This is a genomic window from Vibrio sp. LB10LO1 (genome assembly GCF_010092875.1).
Taxonomy (GTDB): domain Bacteria; phylum Pseudomonadota; class Gammaproteobacteria; order Enterobacterales; family Vibrionaceae; genus Vibrio; species Vibrio campbellii.
Window position 1 is genome coordinate 19,231 of sequence record NZ_JAADJW010000047.1, and the last position, 13,225, is coordinate 32,455.

At 44.2% G+C, this 13,225-nt stretch carries 4 protein-coding genes; 1 reads left to right on the forward strand and 3 read right to left on the reverse strand.

Annotation, left to right across the window (positions count from 1 at the left end):
* Window positions 1-54: 54 nt before the first annotated feature.
* The 3 genes from cqsA to GXP65_RS22720 all read right to left on the reverse strand — a co-directional run bounded on the left by cqsA (window position 55) and on the right by GXP65_RS22720 (window position 3,897).
* Window positions 55-1,356, reverse strand: coding sequence for an alpha-hydroxyketone-type quorum-sensing autoinducer synthase (cqsA, locus tag GXP65_RS22710; RefSeq protein WP_275898100.1), 1,302 nt, complete (start codon window positions 1,354-1,356; stop codon window positions 55-57).
* A gap of 289 nt (window positions 1,357-1,645) precedes the next feature.
* Window positions 1,646-2,590, reverse strand: a complete 945-nt coding sequence (gene ylqF / locus GXP65_RS22715; protein ID WP_005426767.1) for a ribosome biogenesis GTPase YlqF — start codon at window positions 2,588-2,590, stop codon at window positions 1,646-1,648.
* Window positions 2,591-2,910: 320 nt separating this feature from the next.
* On the reverse strand, window positions 2,911-3,897 hold the full coding sequence (locus tag GXP65_RS22720) for a peptidoglycan DD-metalloendopeptidase family protein (RefSeq protein ID WP_162093789.1): 987 nt from the start codon (window positions 3,895-3,897) through the stop codon (window positions 2,911-2,913).
* Window positions 3,898-4,188: 291 nt separating this feature from the next.
* Here GXP65_RS22720 and GXP65_RS22725 point away from each other — a divergent pair.
* On the forward strand, window positions 4,189-13,225 hold a 9,037-nt coding region (locus tag GXP65_RS22725; protein WP_162093790.1), incomplete at its 3' end, for a tandem large repeat.

Here is a 13,225-nt window from a genome sequence, read left to right on the forward strand (position 1 = left end):
TCTTTGTATTCCGGCATTCACAAGCTTCCATTCAAATGTGCCGCTTTCGATTCGTTAGGCGAATTCTAGTTCTGGGTGGTTATACGCTTCCTGACAAGCCGTCAAGACATGGTCAATGTCACGAGATGTCATATCAGCATTGATCGAAAATCGAATAATGTTCTTATTCTTGCCCGTTGCAGGACGACAGAATACAGCGCCAAACACGTTTCGTTCTTCTAAGAAGTCACGCACTCGTTCCGTATTTCGCTCACTACCGCATTCTAACGCCACAATTTGCGATTCGCTGCGGATATGAAAGCCAATCTGCTTTAGGCCTGTTCTGAGCTCCTTAGCGCGATTGAACAGCATGGTTCGCTTATCATCTGCGCTTCTAATGACTTCGAGAGTCTTTTCAAGTCGAACGATCTCTTGTGGCAGGACCGTCGAACTAAAGATGGCTGGGAATGCGACAAAGGGTAGCGTTCTAGCCAACTTTTCTGGACCAAGAATCGCCCCAGCCCGATAAGCAAATGTTTTTGCCAAACTCACCGTAATGAAATCCACTTGATCAGTGAGTTCTAATGCTTTCACCAAGCCAGAACCATTTGGCCCATGCGTGCCTAATGAGTGGGACTCATCGACCACCAAAGCACAATCAAACTCACGCGCCATTTCGTAGATGTCGTGGAGTGGGGCGATCGTACCTATCGTGCTATAGACCGAATCCACAACGATAACGCCAGAGCCGTGACGCTGTATCTGCTTGCGCAAATGGTTCATGTTGTTATGCATGAATGGATGCGCTTGCGCTCCTGCCACTCGAATACCTTCCCACAAAGACATGTGTGCAAAGAAGTCGATATAGACCGGTGTTTCTGGCGGACAAATCGTTTGTAACAAGCCAATATTGGCTGCCCATCCGGACTGGGATAATAGGCAACTGCCCATACCGACATAATCCGCGAGCTGCGTTTCAAATGCAGGTTTTGAGTCGTCATCTTGTAAGAAAATCGCAGACATGACAACGTTATCATCGTGCTCGTAGATAGCATCACGATGTGCCTGTTGAATTTGTAGATTGTGGGACAACGACAAGTAGTCGTTACTTTGCATGACCACCGCTCCTTGTTGTGGTCGCTTCCCTAATACCAAGTGCTTTTGGTTTTCGTTCTGCTCAATCAGATCTTGAATATAAAAGTCTAGGCGTTCCTCAACAAAGGAAGGAAGTGGTTTTGTTTTCGGTTTATCACTCATAATAAGTTCTCTTCGTAACACAGGAAAACGCCAGCGCTGACAGTTATATAGTTTGACCAATATGAGCTCGGTGTCATTAGTCAAGTTGCATAAGTTTGCGTGCGCCTGCAAACTCCGCATTTAAGGGTTGGGTGAGCTTTGTAACTCCTTACTGTTCGGGGGTCTAACTAAGATCGTGCTTAAAAAATAATCGTCAAATTACATAATAAATATTTATGAATTTGTTTGGTTTTTCCTACGAAACTTAGATGAAATGCAAATTGGAAGGTATTGAGTGGTGATCTACGTTTAGTGGTCTTCATTCCATAAGTAATGAGAAAAGCGTCGCGCTTTTGCACTGAGATGAAAAATTTAAGAACAAAAAAAGGCACGTGTAACACGTGCCTTGAGAAGGGAGATAGGAGCGCTATTATCGTTTGTTGCGAAGGTAACGTTTACGACGTTCCTCTTTGCGTTTCGCTTTCTCTTCTTCTTTTCGAGCGGTTTCGATTTCTACCTCAATTAGCTCTTGAGTAATCATCTCAGGAAGCTCTAGAGTAATCTGGCCCAAAGTACCTTGGCGAAGTTCATGAAGAAGGATCTCTGATACTTTGTGAAGGTCTACACGACCGCCAGCACGAAGTGCACCACGACGACGACCAATCTCTTCCATGATCTCAATATCCGATTCTGGAAGCTCATCGATTTGGTAGCGCTCTTTCAACTTCTCCGGGTAGTGAGCGGCTAGGTATTCGACTGTGTAAAATGCCACTTCGTCGTATTCCATTGCCGTGTCTTTTACTGCGCCAGTTGCAGCAAGACGGAAGCCACTGTGTGGGTTTTCTACTTTTGGCCAAAGAATCCCGGGAGTATCTGAAAGTACAATGCCATTTTGAAGGTTAATGCGTTGCTGGCGACGTGTAACCGCTGGTTGATTACCTGTCACTGCGATAGTTCGGCCCGCCAAGGCATTGATAATGGTGGATTTACCAACGTTTGGAATACCCATGATCATGGTACGAATGTTCTTGCCAATTTCTTCGCGATGCGGAGCAAGCTTACGTACTAACTCCATAATTTTTTGGACTTCTGACTGTTGAGAAGTAGTAATGGCAATCGCTTTTACGTTGTGCTCTTTCTCGAAGTGGTCAATCCAAACTTGAGTCAACTCCGGATCCGCAAGATCGCGTTTGTTAAGCACTTTTACTACTGGCTTATCGCCCTTGAGCTCCGCGATCATAGGGTTTTCACTACTAAAAGGGATACGAGCATCAAGCACTTCAATAATGACATCTATTTGAGGGATCGCTTCTGCAATCTCTTTTTGGGCTTTATGCATGTGGCCCGGAAACCACTGGATAGAGTTGTTAACCATCTGAAAAATCGCCTTATTGTTTCATGGTTATGCTGGTGGGTTATACGTCTTACTTACATCATTGATGAGGATGTTAAGGGAGTGGGGCTAATTATCACCACTCGTTACCACTACAGCGAGTCATGTGATGATCTTAACACTTTATTGGGGGAGCGGAAATGTTAGAGCAAGAGCGATAGGAAGATATTTAAGGACTTAAGTACAGCTTTGGCCCCGATTTGGTCACTTTCGAATCGAAGCTCATTAACAGTGAAGGGATATCAGCTCATCATGCCCCCAAGTTTGTTTCGCGATGAGCTGAAAAGAAATCACCCCAGACACTAAGAGGCGTATTTATGCAGTTCTTTAATAAGCTCTGCACGCTCTGTTCTTGCCGCTAGCATCATCTGCGTGTTTGCAGGCGGCGCAGGGTTAGTTCGGATGTAACGTGCATAATCAACAGGGACGCCTTCTACAATGAGTTCGACATGTAAGTGAGGGCCAGTGGTTCTTCCTGTATTACCTGTGCGGCCGATGGTCTGCCCTTTAGTTACGTGGTCACCTGCGCGAACATCGCTACGAGATAGATGTAAATAACGAGATAGGGAACCGTTGCTATGGCGGATGTTAATGTAGTTACCAGCGAAACGGTTGTAACGTGACTTAACAACAATACCATCTGCGATACTTTGTATTGGTGTTCCGATCGGCACTGCGTAGTCGGTACCTAGATGTGGTGCGAGTAGACCGGTAACTGGGTGCTTTCGCTTTAAATTAAAACCAGAACTCACTTTGTACTTTTTTGCTAGTGGAAATGCATAATAAGGCTGGCGGATTAACTTATTACCATATTCATCGTACGCGTTGTTATTGCCATCATTAATAACAAAGAAGTCTCTTTTACTACCAGAATAGTAAAAAGAACTAATGTATTTTTCATTATAACTATTGGTTTTAGTTTTTATAGAGAATTTGTCACCTTTTCGGACCGAGCCGATAATATCGAATTCATTCTCAATTAATTTTATCAAAGACTTTATCTCATGCTGAGACAGTCCAGCGTTAATTAAAGACGTCACGAAAGAGTAATCTACAACGCCGGTAGTGATCTTTTCCCGCTGAAAGTAGGTTTCGTAGATGTGTTCAATGTTTTTGTGTTTTATCTCTTTAAAAACAGTTGCTTGAAGCCTGGTGGTGACAGGTTGAACTTGTTCTTCCGGAGTGAGCAGGTAATGAGTGAAAGACACGCCAGCAATGATAACGAATGCAATGAATACGAGGGGTAACGCAATGTTTTGAGTACACTGTCTTAATATTAAACTTGTCATTAAATTGAAATTATGCTTATCGGCGAAAAATTGAGGGGAGTATAATATTTAAAATAAAATCTTACACGCCGTTAATGCCAATTCCTGTGTTTTTACTAAGTAAATAACGATAGATGTGAAGTAGCGCTGCTAAAGAGGTTGAAAACTGCCTGTTTGTTTAGCGTTTATGCTTAATTTTATGGTTATTTTGTCACGTTGAGAAAATTCCAGACAATAATATAATCGCGGCAAAATAGACTCTGCCAAATTACTATGTTCACTAAAAATACGATAAAACCAACGTTAGGTCTCATGGCTGCTTCACTTTTATTAAGTGCATGTGGCGGTGGGGATGGTGGTGATAACACTCCACCAGCTAGGAATACCGGAAGCATATCGGGTAACGTTTTTGACGCTCCAGTTAACGGTGCCAAGATCGATGTGTTTGAATACAAGGATGGAAAGGTTGGTCGTAAGCTAGACAGCACAACTTCCGATGCCTTTGGTGACTACAAGCTAGAATTCGAATCGTCTTCGATGCCTTTGTATGTTGTCGCGCAACAGGGTAGCTATACCGATCCCCTTACAAAAGAGATTGTATCGTCGAGCGCGAATAAAACCCTGCGTTTAGAGGGGATCGTGAACTTTAGTGAAGGTAGTGACCAAAAATTAATGCTCACACCACTGACAAATATCGTCTCTGGGCTTGCGAAGTATAAAATCGCCAATGGTGAATCCGGTTCGGATGCGGTTTCTGAAGCCTTAGATAGTATCAATGGCATGTACGGGTTTAATGTTAACGAAACCAAGCCAATTGATATCACCAAAGGTGGCCAGAGCAGTTTTGCTACACCAGGACACCAATATGGTGCTTTGCTGACTGCCTATTCGTCTTACTCATATGACTTAATTCAAAAATACGGCCAGTCTGAGGACAAGGTCTATACCTCAATGCATTTCGCTGACATTCAATTTCGCGATGTCATCGCTGATGGTCTTTTAGATGGTTTAGAGATCAGTGAGTCTACTGGTGCGGTGACGCCGCTTACGTTTGGCCAGCAGAGAATTACCAGCGACGTTTACACTCAAGATCTTTCCCAGCACGTTTTGATTGTGGTGAACGATCCAGAGCTTAATATCTCAGGGACGGACGCTGATGATTACGTTGCATTTAGTCAAAAAATTAATGACTTGGGAAGCCATGGCGAAACTGATGGTGTTATTCCACCACGCGATGAAACTGAGATTGATACCGTTCCACCAACCATCACGCGTACCGATAATGATGTACTGACTAAAACAGATAATGTAGATATCCGGCTCAATGACGATATCGGTGTTCAATCTGTTTCTGCTTATGTGCAATACCAACTTAACGGTGTTTGGTCGGATGAATTCAAATGTAACGATCAGCAGACGTCTGGCAGTGAGTTTTGTACGGTAGATGCAAGCGGCTTTGAAGTCGGTGTTCGTGAAACAAACATCAAGGTAAGTGTCGATACAAAGGCGATTGATGCCGTTGAGGTCGACTCAGATACTGGCCTTTCGAATGTGACTGCAGCACGTTTGGTGTTTTACACGGCAGACGTTTTGGGCAATGAACTTATTCCTGGTAGCAATTCAGGTCATTACGTTAATTTTGAGTGGGATAATGACGCACCAGTCATCTCTGTTACTTCTGCAAGCGCTATCAACAACGAACTTCAAGAGTATGTATTAAAAGGCATAGTAAAAGAAGCGTCTCAAGACATTAAATCTGTCAGCGTTTCATTTAAAAGCGGGCTACCAGAGGATGTGGCTTGTACTCCTGTAACGGCAGAGTCGGGTAGTGCTTGTGAATTTAGTAAAGCCTATTCGACGGACGAATTCTTATCTACGACTACGTTCGATGTTAAGGCTACTGATACCAAAGACAACGTCGGTGAATACCAGCATGCAGTAAGCCGTGACGATCAAGCGCCTGCTCAGATCATTACATACCCTGAAGGGACATCGATGAACTACGTCAATGTGACCGTCGATGGAGAAAGGTCTACGTACGAAGGGGTTTACACGCAAGATACTTATACTTCAGACAACGTGCAGTCGAGTAGAGACTACTTGAAGATCGATTATGTCTATGCTGCTTCTGGCTTGAAATCAATTGATGGCGTTGATTTCGCGAACTTTAACGTCAACCTGTTAAAACAGAATAAGATTCCGTATGTGCGAGTTCGAGTTGCAGATGTGAACTCCGATACGGTTTTAGGCTCAAGTGCCGACAAGCTTAAACTCGTCGTGAAGTACTACGTAAGCCAAAACAACGACAACAACTACGCATTTCAAAACACAACACAAACCGTAGCATCGACGGACACTATCACCGCGAGTATCCCTCATGAAACTATTTTAGATAGCGAAGGCAGAGTTGATGAAGTTATTTACTACGTTCCCTTCGTAAAAGAGGTACTTGGTGATGGTTTTAAAAACGTTTCAGAAAACGCCAGTCAAAAACTAGTGATTCAAACTATCGATGAGTCCGACAATGAAAGTGCGACTCAAGAAGTTTACTTCCGAAGCAGTTTTGACCTACCTACGATGACAGTTGTGACCCCTTTCATTGGCGCACGTGTACAATTAGAAGGTTTGAACCCAAATGGTGAATTCACCTCTCTAGCAAGTTGTACCACCATTCAGCAGCCAGAAAGTGATCAAACTACCGCGCTTGATGTTGCTTCGTGTGAAACCACGACGGACGTTGTTAATTATGAATTCATGCGAGTACGTTTAATTGGTGTAGAAGGGACGGACCCTCACTACTATCAATGGAAAGACGATGCAGGCGCCAAAGCGAGCGTTAATCTAAACAATGCCAATATTGGCGCATATTTTGAACTTGATGGTTCGAATACGTATTACGTGACCGAGCTTGCCACTTACCAGACTGGTTTGTTCGATTATCGTTGGAATCAGGTAGAAGCCGGTGACAAAACATCAGAACGCGCTTCGCAAATTTTGACGGAAGTGAAATATGCGCTAGCTGGCGGTAATGATTCATTCTTCGGATTCGATCCAACCGTGACGGCTTACGCTACAAATGAGATGCTTGAGGAGCCGATTCCTAGCGATCTCTCTAACGACTACCTGCACCGTTTCCTTGTCGAAGCGATTGATAAATTAGCGGAAAAGACGCCACGTAACAATTCTTCTGATTTCGCTTCCGCTATTTATGACGATCTTAGCTACGATGGTAAAGCCAACGGTATTGGTGCTGGTGGGAATCAAATCAAATTGGATGATTACGAATTCGACTCTGATACCTACCGCAAAGACCTTGCTCAGTCTTACTACGATATCATGACTGAAAAATACGGCATCCCGGATAATATTGCTCAGCTTTATGCCGATGATATTTCTACGGCTAATCCTAAACTTGGCGAAGACAATATCTTTGATAGTGGTGGCGGCAGTATTGATATTTATCCTCCGAAACAAACACTAACAATAGAGACTGGCCGCGAAACAATGGTTGGCGACAAGCTTTATGTCGCGGGTGAAGTGGTATCTAGAGTAGTGTTAGAAGATCCATCTGGGGTTGTAGAGGAAGGCGACCAAGCCCCGAAATTCCAAAGCATGTGGTATGCAGTGGGAGACCCTAATACTGAAATTCCATTGGAACTTAAACCACAAGAATCTGGCGATAGTAATAAATTTAGAAAAGAGTACTTCTTTACCCTAAATACAGAGTCAGCAGATCTCACCGATATCATCGAGTTTGCGCTGGAGACAGCGGCATTCGATACCAAAGGTAATGGATATACTGAGGCCGAGCCTCTTGTGGAGCGTTTGTATGTGGACAATGACTATCCCGAGGCGAGTTACATCCCTCCTATAGGTCCAGATAAAAACCCTATAGGGGAAGATGTTTATCTGAGTATTAAAAATAACATCCACGATCTAACTTTTGAGTTGAAAGATGTGGTTGATGACAAACTCGAGAAACGTAGCTTACTTTTCTATAAGACATCTGGCGAAAGATACCCAGTTTCATATGAGCAGTTTTATACTAATCAAAGCGATCGGTTTGTCGTACGCCTATGCAGTCAGGAAGATTGCTCGACTCAAGGAACAACAATTAACCCAGGTGATGGTGACTGGTTAGCGGTAGTTAGCGCCGAAGATAACTTGGGGAACGCGGTATCAGATGCCGACAATGGAGCCCCAAGGTTTCGTATTTATATCGACTCTGAGCCACCGGTTGTTAATGATGCGGAAATTACAGAGCGATTGGGTGGCAACGATGTTTGGACTCCGGTGATCGACTGGGGTGATCTTAGTCAAGGTAGCAATGTAAAAGTCGAACTAAGGAAAGGCTCAGGTCAGTCCCAGACGTTAGAAGCTTGCGATCCTGATACAAGCGTTTGCGAACAACCATACCTCATTGGCGAGCAGCCGGATGTTAAAGTTCAATTGGTTGCTGAAGCCTTTAATTATGATTCCAAAAATGAATTTTATGTAACGGCAACGGATAAAGCCTATCCAGCAAATAAGAGTAGGAAGGGGACGTTCAGCTTTCAAGTAGATAATAAAGGCCCTGAGATTGAGCTTGCTACTCCTTGGGTGGCTGATAGCAACTCTGGCAAGAGTGGAGTGTTAGGTCCGAACTTTAAAGTTAGCTTAACCTCTGTGAAAGATGATTCAAAAGTGAGCAAAGTAGAAGTTTGGCAGGTTGGAAGCAGTGAAGCGATACGCTCAATTGAACCTACAAACCCTTCTCAGCCACTCGATATTGAGATCCGTAGTTCCCAAAGTAGTAATATTACGATCGATCAGAACAATAGAGCTGATCTATTTGTTAAAGCGATAGATGAATATGGCTTTTATTCCGATACAGAGGCAAGAAGCATAATCTTGGATCGCGAAGGGCCAAGTCTAAGCTTGAATGGATTTAAGCCTGAAAGTTACTATCGCGGTGATTATATCTTTACTCTCTATGCTCAAGACTTGAATGAAACAGGTGCGCCATCTACTGACGGGGTAAACAAAGACACCCTGACATTTAATAGTTATATCGGCGAATCTTCTGACCCCGACACTCAAGTCGAAGAGGATATGAAGGTCAACTTAGGCGGACAAAATGACGGTGCTAGCTCCACTAGAACCATAAGACTGAAGGGTGCTGATGTTCGTGGAAATACAACACAAAAAGTGTACGAAGTTAAGGTTCAAAATGTCGAGCCTACCATAAACAGTGTGAAGCTTTCTTATGATGATGGGACAGAGATCAAAGGAGATGGATTAGTTACACGTAATGATCCGGTGATCATTACCATTGCGGCTGAGGACCCAAGTGGCATCCCTAAAGTCGAAGGGACTTACAAATATGGTGAACTAGAAAATGACATTAAATTTACAAAGGATCAAGCATCTGGCGAATGGACGGGAATGTTAACTGCGACTGAAATCAAAAATAATGGTCGTTACGAGTTGAATTTCAAAGTCTATAACAATGTAGTCTATAACCGTGGTGAAGAACCTCTTGCAAGTAAACAAACAACGACGATTAACGTTCAAAGGCAAGGGGTTGTAATGGATGTGCTTAAGCCAGATCCTTTCCAAACTCATATTTCCGGGAAGACGTTGGATGTAGAGTTCGGACCTGTGGGTGATGTTAAAGCTAGGACACTGGAGTGTTGGGTGAGAGAAAATTACACCTCGGACAATGCGCCAGATGATGATCCAGATTTCGCCTATTCTGGTGTGATCAATCAACCGCAAGAAAATTATAAATGTAGTGTGACGACGGACGTAAATATGTCGGTACCGCCTGTCGTTCTAATCACCAGAACTGTTGGTGAGAACAATAAAGAGACGGTCAATAAATTTAGCTTTAGCATGATGGATATTGATGCGCCATATGTTTTGGAGGATGAAGAGAAACAACCGGGAGGTACTTACCAACTTGGTAGCAACAATGTTGGTTTCGATGCTGATGGAAACAAAATATTAAGTATCACTCTGAGCTTTAAAGATGATTTATCCGGAGTGAATACTGATCTAACTAAGCGTCCTGTACTGGTAAGAAACAGCCTAAACAAACGGTTTGAGCCGAAAAGTTGTATTACTAGCGCAGATCTCACTACGTGCACTTATACTGAGCTTTTCTCAGATTTTCTTTCGGCAACGGAATCAAAATATCTATTTACCATCAAGAATCTTTCTGATGTAGCAGGTAATACGGCGCCAGATTACGCGTTGGAGTTGTTGTTACCGCCAGAAGAAGTTCTGATCGAAATCACGAGCCCAAAAAAGGATAGTATTATCCGAGGTTCAGAACTTTCAATGGACTTCAAAGTGAAGGTTGGGGCTAATTCAACCCTAGAAAATGTAATTGCTACAGTGGAAGGGCAGCCATACAACTCAAAAGATAACCCTGATAATTTCTCACGATTTAATGACTGCGGAGATGACTACTCATGCTCTACGTTTAAAGCGCCTCTTAGTGACACTTTAGATGGTCAGCCGATCAGGCCGTCCATTCAAGCGTTTGATGTATGGGAGTATTCAAGTGAAGCCGAAGTTGACGTGATGGTTGATAACAGCAAACCAATAATTGACAGCGATGTTACTGTAAGTGAATCACCTACAGACCCTAGTTTGGTTAGATTCCTGTTTTCTATCAGAGATGAAGGCAGCGGTATCGCTACTGTCAAATATACAACAGCGAACCCGAGTCATGTTTTCAACAAAGAGGCAGATGTGGATAACTCACATCTCTATTTTGAACTTGCGAAAACTGAATTAGAAGGGTTAAGTCAGCTTCGAGTTAGCATCCAAGCTACGGATAAAGTGGGTTGGACTGAAAACCAGACTCTCGAAATCGATCTGACTGCGCCGACTATTAGTCTCGAATTTACTGATATATCTAGCTTGCTGAATGACGACAAGCTAGCATTCACCAAAGCAAGTCAATCGTTCACGATTACGTCTACAGAGGGGGAGCATGTCAAGGCAACTCGATATTCCATTGATATGCTCCCAATTAGCGGAGAACCGCTGAAGTTCAGCGGAGACCCGCTTAACTTCAACGGCAATATCGTGTTGTCAAGCGCGACTGGTACCATGGATTTTGCAATTGATGACCAAGCTGAATACAGATACGAATTGACAGTCACTGACTCAATGGGACGTGCTATTAAAGACTTTAAGCTTTTTAATAAGACCTATGATGCCAAAGGTATCAAATCGGTTGTTGATTATGAAGATCCTGAAGTGTCGATTCGTGATAGCAAGCAAGAAGACGAAGCGACAGATGATGGCAAATATCAGTTGGATGTAACTGCTGATGTGACTGATAAAAACTTAAGTTCGGTAACATCAGAGGCTGATAATGGTTCGGGTCTAACAGTAATAAGGCCAAAGTCAATCACGAAACCTACTAACGATGGCGCCTCTTATGTGTTCCAGTACTTATTATCGCCAGGAGATTACACGATAAAAGTAACCGCGTCTGATGCTGTCAGCAATCAAACGGAAAAAACGACAACATACAAAGTAGAAGCAGCAACAGTCCCTGAGCTAACAATATCGACGACTGCAAGCACACCTTTGGCTGGTGGCGTCGAAGTCCCGCTTACGTTTACTTTTACTGAAGAAGTCGAAGAATTCGATATTTCAGACGTGAAGTTAGATGAGAATAATGGCGGTGAGTTAAAACCTTTATCTTGGAATACCACTGACAACATAACTTGGACAGTCACATACATATCACCAGAAAGAGAAAATAAAGACATAACCATACGGGTCGATGATGGGAGCTATAAGAGCATCAACAATATCCCCGGAAAAGGGGATAGTTTGATTCTGGGGGTAGAAGGTGTGTTACCTACGCTTACTAAAGTAACGTTTGATCCACTGCATCAAGAAATCGGAAAGGCAGTAGACGTTAAGCTTGAGTTTGACAAAGAGTTACAAGAAGCAACGGCAACATTAGGTGCGAACAATGTTACTTCGCTAACGGCTGATCCTGCTGATAAGAAAGTTTGGACCGGAACCGTTAATGTCCCAGACGTACCAGAACTCGGTGTTGGCCTAGTGGTGAGCCAATATAAAGACTTAGTAGGAAATGTGGGCGAGGATAATACGTCATATACATTGCCAATTACCCCAATCTTAACCGTTGAAGATATCGGTACTGTTAACGCAGCGGGTGCTGCTAACGTTACCGTCCGTGGCGGCAGTAAACGCTTTGAAAGCACCGACACATTGACCATCAAAGCGGTGGATAAGGACAATAAAGAAGTCACGAAAACCACGACAGTGGCAGCATTGGGTAAATGGAACGCGACGTTAGATGTCTCTGGTCTTAAAGACGGCACCATTACGGTGACGGTTAATGGTACTAACGACTTGGGCGCACCAGCAAAAGAAGCGGGGACGACATTTACGTTGACGCAAACTAAGCCAACGGTGGACGACGGTCAAACGTCGGTTAACCCAACGTACGCAGTGGCGGGTGAGAGCGTGACCGTCACCGCCACGTTCGACAAAGGCGTTACCACACCGACGGGTTCGACGCTGGGTACAGCGGCGATCAACTGGACAGCACAAGCAGGTACTCACACCCAATGGGTGGGTACAGCAGAAGTGGCGTCGGTTGCGGATTCGGTGAAGAGTGTGGCGTTAACGCTGCAAGGCTTTCAGGATGCAACGGGCAATACTGGTGAGGCATTCACTTCTAGCAAAGCGCTAGCGATGACCCCAACCTTAACCGTTGAAGCTATTAGTGATGTTAACGGAGCGGGCGCTGCAAGCGTTGCAGTTAATGGTAATAGCACACGCTTTGAAACTTCTGACGAACTGACCATCAAAGCGGTCGATACGGACAATAAAGAAGTCACGCAAACCACGACAGTGACTGCATTGGGTAAATGGAACGCGACGTTAGACGTCTCTGGTCTTAAAGACGGCACCATTGCGGTGACGGTGAACGGGACTAACGACTTGGAGGCACCAGCAAAAGAAGCGGGGACAACATTTACGTTGACGCAAACCAAGCCAACGGTGGACGACGCTCAAACGTCGATTAACCCAACGTACGCAGCGGCGGGTGAGAGCGTGACCGTTACTGCTACGTTCGACAAAGGCGTCACCACACCGACGGGTTCGACGCTGGGTACCGCGGCGATCAACTGGACAGCACAATCGGGTACTCATACCCAATGGGTGGGTACAGCAGAAGTCGCGTCGGTTGCGGATTCGGTGAAGAGTGTGGCGTTAACGTTGCAAGGCTTTAATGATGCAACGGGCAATACCGGTGAGGCATTCACTTCTAGCAAAGAGCTGGTGATGACCCCAACCTTAACCGTTG